At 61.3% G+C, this 17,770-nt stretch carries 14 protein-coding genes; 11 read left to right on the plus strand and 3 right to left on the minus strand.

Annotated elements, in window-relative coordinates; genetic code table 11:
* From ACH2DG_RS19805 to ACH2DG_RS19830, 6 genes are all read left to right on the plus strand, one after another.
* Window positions 1-407 (plus strand): ABC transporter permease (locus ACH2DG_RS19805; protein ID WP_395028246.1); only part of this gene is annotated, 407 nt, incomplete at its 5' end.
* 17 nt (window positions 408-424) lie between these two features.
* A complete protein-coding gene (locus tag ACH2DG_RS19810; protein WP_395028265.1) occupies window positions 425-1,333 on the plus strand; it encodes an ABC transporter permease in 909 nt (302 codons plus the stop codon).
* Window positions 1,333-2,310 (plus strand): ABC transporter ATP-binding protein, encoded by a 978-nt coding sequence (locus ACH2DG_RS19815; protein ID WP_395028247.1) that lies wholly within the window; start codon window positions 1,333-1,335, stop codon window positions 2,308-2,310. Before ACH2DG_RS19810 ends, ACH2DG_RS19815 begins: the two co-directional genes overlap by 1 nt.
* A complete protein-coding gene (locus tag ACH2DG_RS19820) occupies window positions 2,307-3,317 on the plus strand; it encodes an ABC transporter ATP-binding protein (protein ID WP_395028249.1) in 1,011 nt (336 codons plus the stop codon). Before ACH2DG_RS19815 ends, ACH2DG_RS19820 begins: the two co-directional genes overlap by 4 nt.
* A 19-nt stretch (window positions 3,318-3,336) precedes the next feature.
* Window positions 3,337-4,221, plus strand: a complete 885-nt coding sequence (locus ACH2DG_RS19825; protein WP_395028251.1) for an alpha/beta hydrolase — start codon at window positions 3,337-3,339, stop codon at window positions 4,219-4,221.
* Between the two features lie 30 nt (window positions 4,222-4,251).
* Window positions 4,252-5,397, plus strand: a complete 1,146-nt coding sequence (locus ACH2DG_RS19830) for a M20 family metallopeptidase (RefSeq protein WP_395028252.1) — start codon at window positions 4,252-4,254, stop codon at window positions 5,395-5,397.
* Between the two features lie 73 nt (window positions 5,398-5,470).
* Here ACH2DG_RS19830 and ACH2DG_RS19835 read toward each other — a convergent pair whose 3' ends face one another.
* Window positions 5,471-6,706, minus strand: coding sequence for a multidrug effflux MFS transporter (locus ACH2DG_RS19835; protein WP_395028254.1), 1,236 nt, complete (start codon window positions 6,704-6,706; stop codon window positions 5,471-5,473).
* An 84-nt stretch (window positions 6,707-6,790) separates the two neighbouring features.
* A complete protein-coding gene (locus ACH2DG_RS19840; RefSeq protein WP_395028256.1) occupies window positions 6,791-8,827 on the minus strand; it encodes an acetoacetate--CoA ligase in 2,037 nt (678 codons plus the stop codon).
* Between the two features lie 468 nt (window positions 8,828-9,295).
* Between ACH2DG_RS19840 and ACH2DG_RS19845 the strand changes: the two genes are divergently transcribed.
* The 5 genes from ACH2DG_RS19845 to ACH2DG_RS19865 all read left to right on the plus strand — a co-directional run bounded on the left by ACH2DG_RS19845 (window position 9,296) and on the right by ACH2DG_RS19865 (window position 16,823).
* Window positions 9,296-10,402: an acyltransferase family protein gene (locus tag ACH2DG_RS19845; protein ID WP_395028257.1), complete on the plus strand. Its 1,107-nt coding sequence runs from the start codon at window positions 9,296-9,298 to the stop codon at window positions 10,400-10,402.
* A gap of 685 nt (window positions 10,403-11,087) precedes the next feature.
* Window positions 11,088-15,038, plus strand: coding sequence for a beta strand repeat-containing protein (locus ACH2DG_RS19850; protein WP_395028258.1), 3,951 nt, complete (start codon window positions 11,088-11,090; stop codon window positions 15,036-15,038).
* Window positions 15,039-15,183: 145 nt separating this feature from the next.
* Window positions 15,184-15,831 (plus strand): DUF924 family protein, encoded by a 648-nt coding sequence (locus ACH2DG_RS19855; protein ID WP_395028260.1) that lies wholly within the window; start codon window positions 15,184-15,186, stop codon window positions 15,829-15,831.
* A 130-nt stretch (window positions 15,832-15,961) separates the two neighbouring features.
* Window positions 15,962-16,504, plus strand: a complete 543-nt coding sequence (locus tag ACH2DG_RS19860; RefSeq protein ID WP_395028261.1) for a ferritin-like domain-containing protein — start codon at window positions 15,962-15,964, stop codon at window positions 16,502-16,504.
* Between the two features lie 76 nt (window positions 16,505-16,580).
* A complete protein-coding gene (locus ACH2DG_RS19865) occupies window positions 16,581-16,823 on the plus strand; it encodes a hypothetical protein (RefSeq protein WP_395028263.1) in 243 nt (80 codons plus the stop codon).
* A 45-nt stretch (window positions 16,824-16,868) separates the two neighbouring features.
* Here the strand turns inward: ACH2DG_RS19865 and ACH2DG_RS19870 are convergent, their stop codons facing one another.
* Entirely contained in the window at window positions 16,869-17,726 is an 858-nt protein-coding gene (locus ACH2DG_RS19870; RefSeq protein WP_395028264.1) for a tRNA-uridine aminocarboxypropyltransferase, read from the minus strand.
* Window positions 17,727-17,770 lie beyond the last annotated feature (44 nt).

Genomic DNA, 17,770 nt, shown 5'->3' on the forward strand with positions numbered 1-17,770 from the left:
TGCCTGCCATCAATCTGGCACTGGGAAATATCGCCCTGGTGCTGCGCCTGACGGCAACCGGCGTGATGGAGGCCAAGACGCAGGAATACGTAAAGTTTGCGCGTGCCAAGGGCATCAGCGAGCGCCGCATCCTGACGCGCCACATTCTGCGCAACATTTTGATCCCGGTCGTGACCGTGATCGGCATGGAATTCGGCACGTTGATCGCGTATTCGACCATCACCGAAACCGTGTTTGCCTGGCCCGGCATGGGCAAGCTGCTGATCGACAGCATCTACAAGCTCGACCGCCCGGTGGTGGTGGCCTATGTGATGCTGGTGACCTTCATCTTCGTGATGATCAACCTGGTGGTGGACCTGCTGTATGCGGTGCTGGATCCACGGGTACAGCTGCAGGAGGCGCAATGATGCAGCCCCATAAGAACATGATGAAAATTGACAGCGCCCAGCGCGCACAGCCTCTGCAGGAAACGCCACAACGCCCTGCAATCCTGAAAAAGCTGCACAGCAAACCGACGGTGAAGGGCGCGGTGATTGCACTGGTGGTGCTGCTTGCCGTCGTGCTGCTGGCACCTTTTCTGTCGCCCCAGAATCCATACGATCTGGGTGCACTCGATCTGATGGATGGTCGCCTCAAGCCCATGTCGGAGGCAGCATCGGGCATGACCTACTGGCTGGGCACCGACGACCAGGGCCGCGACATGCTCTCGGCCATCCTGCACGGCCTGCGCATTAGCCTGATGGTGGGTCTGAGCGCGGTGGTGCTCGCCACCATCATTGGCAGTCTTGTGGGTCTGATTGCCGCCTACATGGGTGGCTGGGTCGATACCCTGCTGATGCGCATCGTCGACTTCATCCTGGGTTTTCCAACGATCCTGGTGGCATTGGTGCTGCTGGCGATCATGGGGCGCGGCGTGGACAAGGTGGTGATCGCCATCGTGTTGGTGCAGTGGGCGCATTACGCGCGCATCATGCGCGGCCGTGCGCTGCAGGAGCGCAAGAAGGAGTACATCGAGGCTGCCAAGAACCTGGGCTTTCCGGCCTGGCGCATCATGACGCGCCATCTGCTGCCCAACTGCATGGGCCCGGTCATGGTGTTTGCCACCATCCAGATCGCCAACGCCATCGTGCTGGAGGCCACCCTGTCCTTCCTGGGCGTTGGCGTGCCTATTACCGAGCCATCGCTCGGTCTTTTGATTGCCAACGGCTTTCAGTACCTGATGTCTGGCGACTACTGGATCAGCATGTTCCCCGGCCTGGCGCTGCTGGCCCTCATCCTGTCGATCAATCTGATTGGCGACCGACTGCGTGAAGCTCTGGATCCGAGGAAGTAATGACTACCCCTTTGCTTGAAGTAAAGAATCTGCAGACGGTGTTCCACACCGAAGAGGGAGCCTGGCCTGCGGTCAGTGATATCCACATCAGCCTGCAACCTGGTGAAATTCTCGGCCTCGTTGGAGAGTCTGGCTCCGGTAAATCGGTGACTGGCTTTTCGATCTTTGGCATGATCGACGCACCCGGTGAGGTGACGCAAGGCCAGGTACTGTTCAAGGGCCAGGATCTGCGTGCACTCCCGCCAGAAGCCATGCGCAAACTGCGTGGCGACCGCGTCGCGATGATCTTTCAGGACCCGCTGATGACCCTGAACCCGGTGCTGCGCATCGAGGAGCAGATGCTCGAGGCGATTGATGCGCACCAGAAGCTGCCCAAGGCTGAGGCCGTCCGGCGCTGCGTGGAGGCCCTGTCCATGGTCGGCATTCCTGCACCGGAGAAGCGTCTGCGCAGCTATCCGCATGAATTTTCGGGCGGCATGCGCCAGCGTGTGGCGATTGCCATTGCCATGCTCAACAAGCCCGACCTGATCATCTGCGACGAGCCGACCACGGCGCTGGATGTCACCATCCAGGGCCAGATTCTCTACCGCATGCAGAAAATCTGCCAGGAGCATGGAACAGCACTGATCTGGATCACCCACGATCTGGGCGTGATTGCCGAGCTGGCTGACCGTGTGGCCGTGATGTATGCAGGCCGCATCGTCGAGACCGGTGCCGTGGCCGAAGTGCTGGACGCGCCGCGCCACCCTTACACACAAGGCCTGCTCAATTCTCTGCCGGCGCAGGCCACGCCCGGTGCGCGCCTGTCGCAGATCAATGGCATGGCGCCCAGCCTGTCGGGCCGTGTGCCTGGCTGCGCCTTCGCGCCGCGCTGCACCCGGGCCACGCCGCAGTGTGTGGCGGAGCAGCCCGCCGTCACCACCATTCCCGGCCGCGAATTCCGCTGCTTTGTTCCGCTGGAGGCGCACGCCGCATGACCGCGATGAATACCCCTGTGATTGAATTGCGCGATGTGCACAAGCGCTTTGTCAGCACGCCCGATCTGCTGCAGAAGATCGTCGGTGCGGTGGCCCGGCAGCCAGCGCAGACCCGCACGGTGCACGCCGTCAACGGCGTCAACCTGCAGATTGCCAAGGGCGAGGTGCTGGGTCTGGTCGGCGAATCGGGCTGTGGCAAATCGACCCTGGGCCGCGTGGTGGCGGGCCTGCACCCCGCAACTGAAGGGCAGCTGCTCTACCAGGGCCAGGATGTGAGCGGGCTGGCCGGCAAGGACCGGCTCGCCTATACCCTGGGCGTGCAGATGGTGTTTCAGGATCCGCAAGCATCGCTGAACCCGCGCCAGAAACTGCACCAGATCCTGGGCGAGGCGCTGCATGTGCACAAGCTGGCGCCCAGCGGCGATGTGCCGGGCCGCGTTGATGCGGCACTTGCTGAAGTGGGTCTTGCGACGGAGTACCGCAACCGACTGCCGCACCAGATATCCGGCGGCCAGCGCCAGCGCATCGGCATTGCCCGCGCGCTGATGGTGACGCCCGATTTTCTGGTTTGTGACGAGCCGGTGGCGGCACTGGATGTGTCCATCCAGGCGCAGGTGATCAACCTGTTCATGGACCTGCGTGCACAGCGAGGCCTGACCTACATGTTCATCAGCCACGATCTGGGTGTGGTACGCCATATCTCCGACCGTGTGGCCATCATGTACCTGGGCAAGATTGTGGAGATGGCGCCCACTGCCGAGATATTCGGCAAGGCCCAGCACCCCTACACCCAGGCCTTGCTGGCCGAGGTGCCCGATGTGGCACGGCGCAAGCGTGCCTTCGTGCCGATCCAGGGCGAGATCCCTTCGCCACTGAATCCGCCTTCGGGATGCACCTTCCACCCACGCTGCCCGCATGCGATGGAGCGCTGCAAGACCGAAGTGCCGGTGCTGCGTGAGACCGCGCCCGGCCACGTCACGGCCTGCCATCTGCAAGACCAGGCCTGAAAACAATCGAGAACCAGTGATGACGGACAGCCTGCAACATTTCAGCCAGCAATATGGCCGGTTTTCAATGCCATGGAGGGCAGGCAGCGGTGCCTTGCACCTGCCTGTCGCCTTGAACTGCTATCGCCCGCAGGGTGTGGCAGCAGATGCCCCGGTGGTACTGGTGCAGCATGGCGTGCTGCGCAATGGCGACGACTACCGCGACTTCTGGATGCCTGCAGCCGATCGTCATGGCCTGCAGATCATCGCGCCAACCTTTGGCAACGAACACTGGCCGGGCGTGGAGAGCTACAACAACGGCAGTGTCTGGACCGAGGATGCCGAGCTACGCGACCGCGCCTACTGGTCGTACCAGGCGGTAGCCGTACTGGCGCAGCAGTTGCGCGATACGGGCATCCTGGGCAGCCAGCCGCTCTACCTGTTTGGCCACTCGGCGGGCGGCCAGTTTGTGCATCGCCTCGTCAGCACTCTGGGGGCTGATGGATTTGCTGGCGTGGTGGCGGGCAATCCCGGCTGGTACACCTTGCCGAATGCGACGCTCACTTTCCCGGAAGGACTGTCCGGCATTGGGCTGCCAGCAGACGCGCTGGAGCGCCTGCTGGCTACACCGCTCGTCATTCTGGCGGGCGACCAGGATACCGACACCCTCGACCCCAACCTGCCTTCCGAGCCTGCGGCACTGCGCCAGGGGCCACACCGTTTTGCACGCGCCCGCCATTACTTTGCGGCAGGGCAGGCGGCGGCCGCGCAACTGGGCATGCCACTGGCGTGGCAACTGCACGAGGTCGCCGGCATCGGCCACGACGGAGAGGCCATGAGCCATGTTTGCGCACACTGGTGGTTCGAGGGCTGCATGCCTGATTCCACTTGGCTCGCGCAATGGGCGGGTCGCACCGCCGCCTGATAACACACCACAACACCAAGGACACCCTCTATGCAAGCAACTACCCAACAATTGGTCGATGGCATCTCGGACTGGATGCGCTGCGAGTCTCCATCGAGCGACCCGGCTGCACTGGCCCGCATGGTGGAGATGATGCGGGCACAAGCCGCTGCTGCCGGTCTGCGTGCCACGGTGACTGAGACCTATGCGCAGGGCAAGCATGGCACCGGGCCGGCGCTGCCTTTGCTGCACATCACCAATCGCGCAGAAGGTGATACGCGCCAGGGACTGCTGATTCTGGGCCACTCGGATACCGTGCATCCTATCGGTATGCTGGCAGATAACCCGATCCGCATCGAAGGCGACCGGCTGTATGGGCCAGGCGGTTATGACATGAAGGCTGGCATCTACCTGGCGCTGACGGCACTGAGTGCTGCCGCTACGTCCGGCAGCACGCCGCTGCCGGTCGATCTGCTGATCGTGCCCGATGAGGAAACCGGCAGCCACGCATCGCGCAAGCACATCGAGGCCTTTGCCAGCAATGCCAAATATTGCCTGGTGGCAGAACCTGCCCGCGCCAACGGCGGCCGCTGTGTAACCGCACGCAAGGGCACCGGCATGCTGCGTCTGGGCGTGAAGGGCCTGGCATCGCACGCCGGGGTCGCGCATGAAAAGGGCCGAAGCGCCATCCGTGAAATGGCGCACCAGATTCTGGCATTGGAGGCCATGACCGATTACCAGCGCGGCGTCACCGTGAGCGTGGGCAAGGTGGAAGGCGGCACGGCCACCAACACCGTGCCTGCCTACTGCAAGTGCATTGTCGATTTCCGATTGCCCGATCTGCAGGCCGCTGACGAGCTGGTTGGCAAGATGCGTGCGCTGCGCCCGGTCGGTGAAGGGGTGTCGCTGGATATCGATGTGGAAGTGAACCGTCCGCCGATGGTGAAGGATGCCAAGGCCGAAGCACTGCTGGCGCGCGTGCAACAGTCAGCCAAGGAGGCAGGCTTTGCACTGGAAGAAGCGCCGCCCACGGGTGGCGGCAGCGATGCCAATTTCACCTCGGCCATGGGCGTGCCATCGCTGGATGGGCTGGGCGCCGATGGCGATGGTGCGCACACCGTGACCGAGTACATCCTGGTGTCGACGCTGGAGATGCGTGCCCGCTTCTGGCACCATCTGCTCACGCACCTGGATTGAGGTGGCCGCTCCTGTCTTGCAGGAGCTCAAGCCAATAAAAAACGGGCGCTGGCGCCCGTTTTTCCTTTGAGGCTTATTGCAGGCTGTCGGCGTAACGCGCTGCACTCTTCTGGCCACCCAGGGTGATCCATGTGAGCAGCACGCCGCACAGTGCGCCGGTGGCCATGCCTACCACCATGGGCAGTGGCTTGCCATTGGAGAACACACCGACGACCTGCATCGCAACAGCGCCCGTCAGCATCTGCAAGGTGCCCAGCAGGGCTGATGCGGTGCCTGCGATCTCGCCATGCTCTTCCAGCGCCAGTACCGATGTGGTTGGAATCACCAGGCCCATCAAGGCACTGGAGATGAAGTACAGCACGATCAGCACCACCAGCTGATCGCCACCCAGCAGGTAGTAGGCCAGCAGGCTGGTCATCACTACGCCGCACGCGCTGGCCGCCACCTTGACCACGGGCACCAGCCCGAACCGTTTACCCAACGCTCCGGTGAACTGCGCAGCCCCAATGAAGGCAATCGCATTGAGCGCAAATGCCATGCTGTACTGCGTGGTGGAGAGCCCGTAGTGGTTGATCAGCACAAAGGGAGAGCCTGCCAGATAGACAAAAAAGCCCGCCATTGCGCAGGAACCGATGAATACCAGGCCCAGGTAATGCCAGTCGCGCAGCAAGAATCCGTAGGCCTTCAGTACACCGCCGAGGCTGCTGTCCAGTCGGGCATCGGCGGGGCGCGTCTCGGGAAGGCCCCGCACCATGGCAGCCAGGCCCAGAATGGCCGCTATCCCCACGACCCAGAACACCATGCGCCAGCCACCCACGGCGATGACACCGCTGCCCGCCAGCGGAGCGAGGATGGGGGACACGCTGAACACCAGCATCAGAAGCGACATCATGCGTGCGGCTTCATGCCCCGTGTGCAGGTCGCGCACCACGGCACGCGGAATCGCCATGCCCGCTGCGGCGCCCATGCCCTGCACGAACCGCAGCACCACCAGGGTGTGGATGTCCTGTGCCAGCGCACAACCTACGCTTGCCAGAACGAAGATCGACAGGCCCAGGTACAGCGGCCTCTTGCGCCCCCACATATCGGCCAGGGTGCCAAACAGCGGCTGGCCTACGCCCAGTGCCAGAAAGAAGGCCGTGAGGCTGGCCTGCACGGCGCCAACGGGGGCATTCAGGCTCGCGCCAATCTGTGGCAGCGCGGGCAAATACATATCGATGGCAAAGGGCCCGATGGCTGAGAGCAGACCCAGAATGAAGACCAGGCGAAGCGAGATGGCAGAAGAGGGTGATCCGGAAGTTTCAGACATAGGAGCGGGATTGTCGCCGATACATGCGCGTGGCGTGTGTCAGCGAAATCCGCGCCTCAGTAATGCCCTGATTTGCAGCAGGTGTTATGCGTTTGCCAGGGTGGCAAGGTGGCGTTGTGCAAATGCTTCGTACCACGCCAGGCACCCGGGATTGGCCATGGTCTCCGGGTTCAGCACTTTGCCTGCTGGTTGGCCCAGCATCAATTTCTTGATGGGCAGTTCCAGTTTTTTGCCGGTCAAGGTGCGCGGGATTTCTGCCACTTGCAAGATGGCATCGGGCACAAAACGGGGCGAGAGGGCTGTGCGAATGGCCTGGCTGATGCTGGCCTTGACGGTGTCATCCAGCACGATGCCTTCGCGCAGCACGACAAACAGTGGCATATAGCTGTCCTTGCCCAGGTATTCCAGATCTACCACCATCGAGTCCTGCACTTGCGGTAGCGCTTCGACTGCGTTGTAGATTTCGCTGGTGCCCATGCGCAGGCCCTGGCGGTTGATGGTGGCATCGCTGCGGCCATAGATGATGCAGCTGCCATCGCTGTCCACCTGTATCCAGTCTCCGTGGCGCCAGATGCCGGGCCAGTGGTCGAAATAGCTGTCCAGATAGCGCCGCTTGCCGGGGTCGTTCCAGAAGTACAGTGGCATCGAAGGAATGGGCTGGACGCAGACCAGCTCACCCACCTCGTCCAGCACCGGTTGGCCCTGTTCGTTCCAGGCTTCAACGGCATGGCCGAGCCAGCGGCATTGCATGCGGCCTGGCGCCTGCGGCAGCTCGCGGTTGCCGCCGATGAAGGCGCCGCAAAAATCGGTGCCTCCAGAGATGTTGCACCAGAACACTTCGCCAGCTCCGGCCGCCTGCAGCTGTGCGCTGCCCCAGCGCTGTACCTCAGGCGCTAAAGGCGAGCCGGTACTGCCCAGAGTGCGAACCTGTTGCAGGCCAGGAATGGCCGCAATATCCAGTCCTGCTTTCATGCAGTTGCTGTAGTAGGCGGCGCCTGCGCCGAAGATGGTCGTGTGGTGTTTGGCGGCAAAACGCCACAACACGCCCCAGTCGGGCTGGCTGCTGCTGCCGGCCGGGTGACCATCAAAAATGGTGATGGTGGTGCCAAACAGCAGTCCGCTCGCCTGGATGTTCCACATCACCCATCCCGTGGAGCTGTACCAGTGAAAGCGTTCGTTGCGGTTGTTATCGCCATAGCTGGCGCCCAGGTCGTTGTGCAACCCCGCTACATGCAGCGCCAGCAGAATGCCTCCGGTGCCGTGGACAATGGGCTTGGGCAGCCCTGTGGTGCCGCTGGAATAGACGATCCAGATGGGATGGTCAAAAGGCAGCCATTCGGGCTCGAACGTGGCGATGGCCTGCGCATCTTGCGCAGTGGCCCATTGCCAGTCGTAGCTGTTAGGCACAGGTGCAGTTGCATAGGGCGTGGAGATGACGATGCGCTGCTGCACCGATGGCAGCTCGGCCAGCAGCGATTGCACGGTGGCGCTGCGATCGAGTGGCTTGCCGCCGTAATACACACCGTCCACGGCAATGAGCACCTTGGGCTCGATCTGCTTGAAGCGATCGACTACCGCAGCAACACCCATGTCGGGTGCGCACAGGCTCCATACCGCGCCAATGCTGGTGCACGCCAGCATGGCGACCACGGTTTCGGCAATGTTGGGCATATAGGCGGCCACACGGTCACCACGCTGCACCCCCAGCTTGCGCAGCGCGATGGCCACCGAAGCTACCTGGCGCTGCAATTCGGGCCAAGACATTTCACGCACTTCGCCACGCTCGTTGTCGCTCACGATGGCTGGCAGGCCTGCAGCATCGGCCGCCTGGACATGCCGCAGCAACTGGCGCGGCAGGCTGACCTGCACGCCGCTGAACCATTGGGTGCCGGGCATTGGGTCGCTGCTCAATACCTGCAAATCCTGGGCGAGGGGCACTGGCGATTGCAACCGGTAGTAATCCCAGATGCTGCGCCAGAAATCAGCCAGATGAGACACGGACCACTGGTGCAGGTCTTCATAGCTGTTGAAGCGCAGACCGTGCTGCTGGGCGAGCCAGTTCTGATACAGGCGAATCTGGGGCGTTGAAGCGTGGGTTAAGGCTTGGATTGAGGCAGTCATGGCTCGTTGAGAGGAAGCTGTGCAGAGCCTACGCAAAGCGGCGGTGAGCCGCATGGGGGAAAGCACCGAATCGCTGTCGCACGGGTAGCAGCACGGTACCCATGCAAGGACGTGAAGGCGGTGTGCCAGCCGGGTAATAGGCGAGTGCCTGCATGGACTCTTCCACCGTAACAAAATAGCGCAGCCTTGCCGGAACTATTGCTTTAGGCTCGGTTCTTATTGATCTGGCCCCCATGTATCGGTATTCCGGGGCAACGGCCGCATCTGCGCCCTGCAGTTGTCGGCCATCGTGATGGCCCTACTGGCCGGTTCACGCATCAGTCAGCTTTTCGGCGCCGTTGCGCGTTAAGCAACTTAGGTTTGTAAACCCCAGACAAATTCTTCTGCAGGCTTCGCAGCGGCAGTCATAGGTCATTTGGGTCTGGGCGTGCGGCATGGCTTTCCTGGCATGCCGACGAAGTAGGGAGTGTGTCTGTTTTGTCTGTTTTGCGATTGAAATACAACCCTGCGCTGGATGGTTTGCGCGCGGTGGCGATTGTGTTGGTGTTTCTGTCCCATGCCCATGTGCCCATGTTTGATGGCGCATTCTTTGGCGTGGATCTGTTTTTTGTGCTCAGCGGCTTTTTGATCACGTCGCTATTGCTCAAGGAATTCCAACAAGATGGTCGGTTGGATTACTGGCGCTTTTACAAGCGGCGGTTTTTGCGTCTGGCACCTGCACTGCTGTTGTTCCTTGCGGCATATTGGGTCTTTGCGCCGCTGATCTGGCCTGATCTGACAGACATCAATCAGGATGTGGTGGTATCGGCGCTTTATCTGGCGGACTACGGTATCGCCTTTTTCGATAGCCCCGATACTCTGCTGCATATGTGGTCGCTCTCGGTGGAAGAGCATTTCTATCTGGTGTGGCCGCCCTTGCTGGCATTGTTGCTGGCGCATACTGCGCGTAAGCAATTGTGGCGCCCCGTGTTGCTGCTTGTGGTGCTGATGTTTGTCTGGCGCGCCTACTGGGTGGCGAGGGGGCAGCAGTTCTACGAAATCTTCTTCCGCTTCGATACCCGTGCCACGGGCATGCTGCTGGGCAGTCTGTTGGCTGTGGTCACGGTGCACCGCCCCGAATGGATGGATGCGCTGCACGCACGCCAGAAGTACTTGCTGTGGCTGCTGCCGGTGTTCCCTTTCATCATCATCGGCTATGCCTGGGATGATGCAGGCGCACTGCTATGGGGCTTCGCGTTGGCCGAACTGACGGCAGTGGCAATCGTCATTGCGGTGAGCAAGCACAGGGGCGCACTGTATGACATGCTGAGCCTGCCTTTGCTGGTGTGGCTGGGCAAGATGTCGTATGGCATCTATCTGTGGCATTACCCTGTGGTGCGGTTGTTGCGCGCGCATATGGATTGGGCCTGGGTGGTGGCGCTGGGATTGCCGCTGTCTGCCGCATTTGCAGCGCTATCGTTCTACACCGTAGAGCGCTGGGCTCTGCGCCTGCGGGACCGTACAGGGCGCCGTGCACCTTCTGCGCACCCGGTAGCAACGCGCCAGGTGGCGCAGAGACGAGCTGCCACCGTCTGAAATCGGCTTGGCAGTGTACCGCTGGTCCATTGTGGCGTCTGTTTCAGGTGGATCGCCAATGGGCTGAAGCGGGCAAGGCAGCCACGGACAGCATCAGGATGATTTCTACAAGCCGACCGCACGCAGAGGTGGTCGGCTTGTTTGCATTTCAAAACCAGGAAGCATGGAGCCAGTGCGGTGATGCCGCAAGAGGCCTTGGCTGCATCGGCGAGTGAACCTATCGAGCAAGGCTCGCGCAGGCATCAGCGAAACCTTGAATGGGTTGCCACTGTCAACAATCATGCGTGTCCAAATATTGCATGATTTAAAAAATACATTGAATTAATAAATTTAATTGCATGTGATTTTTGGGCGTGAATCGCTGTGCTTTCAAGGAAATCTGGATGTTTCACTGTGTAAAGAAAAATATTGAAATTAGTTTTTCGATAGATGCCATCGAAATTTGTATTCTTCTTGTTAATGATTAATCTTTTTATTTTTGTGTTTTGATTTATTAAATAAATTTATGTACTCGATTCCCCAGGTGTAGGGTAGCGATCGTGAGGCTTCGTGTGCTACTTGCAAATATTTTGTGATTAGCTGGTTGGAAGTGTCTCGGGTGGATGGGTTGATCGAGTCAGCCGTGCATCAAACTGGTTGGTATCTATCAGCCCATTCTTGGAGCCTTGGTCCAAGAGGAGGCGATATGACTACCGCAGGAATGAAAGGGATCGCGCGTTCGGTGATCCGTTGGCTCATCATGGCAACTGCGTACGGCTGGGGGGCGATGGCGTTTGCAGCTTCCTCTGGCACCGGTCAAGCCTATGGACTGGAAGCCTCTGCAAGTGTGCTGGCGCTGCTCCCAGGCCGTCCACTGGTGGGTCTGGACACCAAGTTTGCCAATACAGGGCCGGGTAGCGCGCCGCCGGACTTCAACAAACCCGCCAACGTTGCGAATGTCGGCGTTAGTGCGGCGGGAATTCTGAAGGTTGATACGGGGGTCATCAACTCGTTGACAAAGAGCACCTTGACCCGCAACAGCGTCACCTCGACTTCTCAGGTCGATGGACTGGATCTTTCCCTGCTCAACATCCTCAACATACCGTTGTTAAATCTTGGTGCTGGGACCATCACATCCACGGCAACGATGACTTGTGACAAGGGCAAGCCAGTTGCATCGGGGCGCACGGACATCTTGAATGGCTCCGGTCAATTGGCTGGCCTGGGTCTGGATGTCGGGGTGAATGTGGATGCGAGTGTGGGCGTTCTTGGCATTGCCACCATCACGGTCAATCGGCAGACCGTCACTCCGACCAGCATTTCCGTCGACGCGGTCCACGTCAGCATCAATGTACTAGGGCTGATCACGGCAGACGTGGTGATTGGTCACTCCGAGGCTTCGATGCTGGATTGCCAGTCCACCGTGACGCTGGACGATCTGCAGAACCCGGTTGCAGCCAACAACCTGCTTCCCGTCAGCGGTACCTGCAGCCCTGGCAGCAACGATCTTGCCATCACGACGCTTCCTGCGGGCGCCAGCCAGACGCTGGCTTGCCAGAGCAATGGCAGCTATGGCGGCACGCTTAACGTCTCGGCCCTGCCTGCGGGCGCCATCACGGTGACTGCTTCTCAGACGCCGTCTGGACCCAACAGCTCTGCCAGCAAGAGCACGGTCAAGAATCCCCCATCCAATCCCGGTGCGCCCACGGTGTCGGTCACTGCGCCCGCCATCACGGTGAGCAACCAGACTTCCTACGGCGTGTCGGGTTCCTGTTCTGCGGAAGGGCAGCCGGTGACAGTCAGCATTGGCGGCATCCCTGCGTCGGCGACCTGTACCGGCGGTAGCTGGTCGGTGTCCGGCGTCAACGTCAGCGGCCTGCCCGATGGCACTATCACGGTCACTGCATCGCAGACCGTGAACAACCAGACCGGGCAAGGTTCGACGACAACGAACAAGAGCACCGTCTCGAATCCCGGCGAGACTCCCGTGGTCACGGTCAGCAACGCCGCGGTGATCAATGCAGCCAATCAGGCGTCCTACGGTGTCTCGGGTACCTGCTCGGCCAACGGCCAGCCTGTCGTGGTAACCATTGGCAGTGTTGCTGCGCAGGCCACCTGCAGCGGCGGTACATGGTCGGTGTCGGGTGTCAATGTCAGCGCCGTAGGCGATGGCCCTGTCACAGTGACTGCTTCGCAGACCGTCAACAACCTGACGGGCTCGGGCTCGCGCTCCACGACCAAGGATGCGAAGCCGCCCACGGTGGCTGTGACCTCGGCGCCTGCCATCACGGCTGCCAATCAGACCTCTTATGGAGTCTCCGGTACCTGCTCGGAAAGCGGATCGTCGGTGTCAGTGAGCATTGGCAGCGTCGCTGTGGTTCCATCGCCTGTGTGCAGCAATGGTACCTGGTCTGCTTCCGGCGTGGATGTGGGGGGACTGCCAGCAGGCCCTGTCACGGTCACGGCGTCGCAGACCGACGCGGCGGGCAACACCGGCACCGGCGCTCTCACGACCACCAAGAACTCCTCGGCATCTGCCGTGGCGGTGACCGCTGCGCCACCCATCAATGCGAGCAACCAGTCGTCCTATGGCGGCGTCACGGGCACGTGTTCTGCAGCAGATGGGGCAGTGACGGTGGTCATCGGCAGCCTGTCGACCACAACTGCCTGCAATGGCGGCAATTGGGCGGTTTCGGGCATCACCGTCAGCAGTCTGCCTGACGGTATCGTGACCATCACCGCATCGCAGACCGTGAATGGCACTGTCATCAGCGGCTCGCGCACCACGGTGAAGGATGTGACGTCGCCGGCCGTCTCGATTACGGCAGCCCCCACGATCGATGGATCGAACCAGTCGTCCTACAGTGTTTCCGGCACCTGCACGACAGAGGATGGGGCCGTGACAGTGAGCATCGGCAATATAACGGCGTCGGCGCCTTGCACCAATGGATCCTGGACGGTCTCCGGTGTCAAGGTCGGAGGGCTGCCGGCTGGATCGGTGACGGTCACGGCATCGCAGACCGATGCGGCAGGCAATACCGGCACTGCCACACGCCAGGTGAACAAGACCACTCCGTCTGATGGCTCAGGTACGGATACTGGCATCGGTGAGCCTCAGGGCGGCAACTGGGTGGTTACGGCCGAGCTCAACGGCAAACCCGGTCGCGGCATGGGCATTGATGTCCAGAATGGCAAGTTCGTGATGCAGGTGTACAACTACACCTCCACTGGCGCGCCAACATTCCACATCGCCATCGGAACCATGGACGGCAACAAGGTGGTGGCACCACTGATGTCCTACCAGGGCGGCCGTTTCTTCGGCAGCGGCCCCCTTGACGGGAAGGAAGCAAGCAATGCAGGCAATGTAGAGGTGACCTTCACCAGTCGAACCACGGGCACCATCAAGTTCCCCGGTGAAGCGACCAAGGCCATGCAGCGCTTCGACTACGAAGGCACGCCTGCGGGCACCTTTGCCGACCCTGCATATGTGGATCGCTGGGCCATGGTGGAGCTGGACCAGAACAGCCAGCCTGTCAGAACCTGGTGGGCCGACATCGGCTCGGGTGAGCAGGTGGGCCTGAACTACAACTGGACGCTTTCGCCAGCTCCCTGGCCCTATGCCGCCAGTACCAAGCTCACGATGCATGGTTTTGACGGTGCGCTGAGCACGCCCTTCTTCGCCACCTGCGACTATGGCGGCGCCGAACGCATCTTCAACTGCTCGGGAAGTTCAGTGCAGCCAGGCGGGCCCGTGTCCGTGACCATGCAGCGCAGCGTGGATCAGCTGGTTGGCACCGCTCAGTTCGGCACGGGAGAAAAGCACCGGCTCATCGGTGCACGCATCACGCGCTCCGCGTACACGACCGCTGGAGGCAAGACCGCGCTGACCACCTACTTCCGGCCAGACTATGCACCCGAGTCAGGCACCTGGATCGTGAGCAACGAAATCACGGGCAAACCAGGCCGCGGTCTGGCGGTGGATCTGCAAAAGCCGACCAACAGCCAGGGTCACACCCTGTTCATCTCGGTCTATGACTACGAGAGCAAGGGCAATGCAACATTCCACAGTGTGCTGGGTACGCATGAGCCGTCCACGATCCCTGCTGCCAATAGGCCCGGCATTCCGCTCAACCAGTACAAGGGTGGCCGTTATTTCGGCAGCGGCGATCTGGTCGCAAGCTACATGGGCAACGCTGGCAATGCGGAGAACATCAAGTTCACCTCGTCGTCCACGGGAACTATCCAGTTCCCCAATGAGGCCACGGTACAGATTGAGCGCTTCTACTTCGGTATCGACAAGAACAGCATCGACTCCCTGGTGGGTTCGTGGGTAGTGCTGGCGCACAGCGGTGCCATGAAGAGCCGGATTTTCAACTTCGTGCCCTATACCGACGATTCGGTCATTGACCGTGTAAGCGGCTATGTCTGTACCAGGAACCAACTGCGAGGTTTCAACTTCCGCTGTGCGCCTGCACAGGTGGGCGCGGACACTCCGGTCATCCGTTTCTCCACGGGGTACTACGCTGCCTCCCGGGGTATCGAAGGTGATGGCGGGGCCGACCCGGACACCACGCCAGAGCTGATGGTGATGCGCATCACCGACGCCGATGGGCAGCCGGTGCAGGGCGGCGCCATGCTCCCTGAAGACGACCGATAGCAGGGCGGGCCGGGCGACCGCTACAGTCCGGCTTTCGCCAAAACCTCCTCTGCGAACTTCGGCCCCATGCCTCCGGCATGAGGGCCGAAGTGGTTTTGTATCTGGAGCCAGACAGCATTTCTTGGCGCCAAGGTATAACCTGTGCATGCCAAATCCTTCTTTTTCCCATCCCGATAGACCTGCCCCGAATGGCGCTGGCGAGGTACTGCAGTTTTGGCTCGGCACCGCGCGCCCGAGCAATGCGCAGGCGCTGCAGCAGCGCCAGCAATGGTTCACCAAGTCCGACGCCTTCGATGCCGAGATGCGGCAGCGCTTTGGTGCCACCGTACAGGCGGCGCTGGATGGGCAATTGAACGACTGGGCCGCGGAGCCTTGGGGCCGGCTGGCGCTGATCCTGTTGCTCGATCAGTTCACTCGCAATATTCACCGTGGCACGCCCCAGGCATTCGCAGGTGACCGGCGGGCGCTGGAACTGGCGCTGGGCGCCATCGAGTCGGGCGAGGATTTGCATCTGCCCGAGGTGCTGCGCATCTTCGTCTACCTGCCGCTGGAGCATGCGGAAGACCCTGCCATGCAGCGGCGCAGCGTGCTGGCCTTTGCGGCGTTGTCACAGGCCGCAGGTGCTGCTGACACCGATCTGGCGCAGTTTCTGCAGGGCACGCTGGACTATGCCTGGCGCCACCAGGAGGTGATTGCACGCTTTGGCCGCTTTCCGCACCGCAATGCGGTGTTGGGGCGGGCCAGCACGCCCGATGAGCTACTCTATCTGTCCCAGCCCGGCGCGGGTTTCTGAATCGGAAGGGCACGCACAGTCGGTCTTGTCTCACAGACAGCGATGGGGTGGCGGGCTATGTTCGATAGGTGCCGTGCTTGAAAACACCCACTGGTTTTCAAGCGAATCCAATCCCACGGAGGAACCTACGATGCCACAAACCAAGAAAATCACACTCGCCCTGGACCAGGCCCGACTCGACGCAGCCAAGAAAAGTCTGAATGAGGGGGCAGTGCTTCCCGATGCCTCGCCCTATCGCCAAGACATCATCAAGCTGCTCAACGATGCGTTGGCGACCGAGTTGGTCTGCGTGCTGCGCTACAAGCGCCACCATTTCACGGCGACGGGCCTGGAGTCACCCGCAGTGGCGGATGAGTTTCTGGTGCATGCCAATGAAGAGCAATCGCATGCCGACCGGATCTGCACGCGCATCGTGCAACTGGGCGGTGAGCCCGACCTGAACCCCGATACCCTCACCAGCCGCAGCCACGCCGATTACAACGACGAATTGGATCTGCATGCGATGATTCGCTCCAATCTGGTGGCCGAGCGTGTGGCCATTGAGGCCTACACGCAGATGATCGATCTGATCGGCGACAAGGATCACACCACGCGCCGACTGATCGAGCAGATTCTGGAGCAGGAGCAGGAACACGCCGATGAACTGTCGGACTGGATGAGCAAGGCCCGCTGATGCATGTACGGCTGCCTGCAACGGCAGCCGTTCTTCTGCCGCCATTCGGCACTGACCGGAGAGGAAAGCCCACACCATGACCACCCCTGAAGAGATCCACAAGAACGCCAGGCACATTCTGTACCTGCTGGTAAGCGAACAAAGCCTGCGTGCAGGTGAAGGACTCGACCCCCAGGCGCTCCAGCACGACCTGGACCGCCACCAGTTCAGCGCGCAGGACCAGCAGCAGGCGCTGACCTATGCACGCGAGCAAGGCTGGCTGCAGACAGGGCCCAATGGTGAGGTGCAGTTGACGGAAAAGGGCTTTGCCCTGGACTGACTGGTTTTGCAAATTCCGGCTGCCAGCGCTCACCAGTAGTACGCATTAACTATTATTTTGATAGCGCTCGGTATCACCGCTGCTGCCGCTGACGATACGCAATGCCGCCAATTGCCGGTGTGCCTGGCTGCTCCAATCGGGTGGCAATTGGTGCTTGGCCTGCAGGTAGTGGTGGGTGTAGACGTCGAGGTAGGCCTCGAGCGTCTGCGCAGCACGCAGGTCGCCGGCCAGATCCAGACACAGCGCAGCCACCTCAGCAGTGCAGAAGTGGTCGTCTCTTTTGGAGCGACGCAGCTGGTAGCGAGAAATCTGGTCCGGGTGGAGGCTGAGCACGGGGAAGCCGTCAAGCCGGGGGCTTTTGCGGAACATCTTGCGGGCTTCCGGCCAGGTGGCGTCGAGCAGGATGAACAGTGGCCTTTTGCCCAAATTTGCCGCTGGTGCACGCCCGGTGTGCACCATTTCATCAAAATTCATAGCATCTGACGGTTCGGCCACCGTTCGCACGACACGGCTGGCGGGCTGCACGAACTCTTCGGGAAAGACGACATAAGGCTGCCACTGCGGGTCGCTCAGCAGCGCGGTCAATGCGGGGTTCTCTCCTGTGCGCGACCAGCCGAATGCATGGGTCTCGGCCACCACATCGGCGATCAGCCACCCGGTGTTGCTGGGCTTGAGCGGCTCGGCATCATGCATCAGAAGGCACACGCCCGCATGGGTGGGCTGGGTGGGGCGCAACGCGCAGATGCAATGGCTGGGGCGCAGCCTGCAGCCCTCACAGCGTTCCCCCTTGGGGCCGCCACGCGCCAGAAACGGCCGCGTACTGCGCGACTGGCGCTCGGTGCGCAGGCGCGATACGGCGTGGGGAAGGACGGCGGGGTAGTGGAGGGCAGGGGCAGAAGACACGGCCGCTATTGTCGTCGCCCTTTGCAGCCCAGGAAATCAAGCGG

This window comes from Comamonas odontotermitis, assembly GCF_040396735.1.
Lineage (GTDB): Bacteria > Pseudomonadota > Gammaproteobacteria > Burkholderiales > Burkholderiaceae_C > Comamonas > Comamonas odontotermitis_C.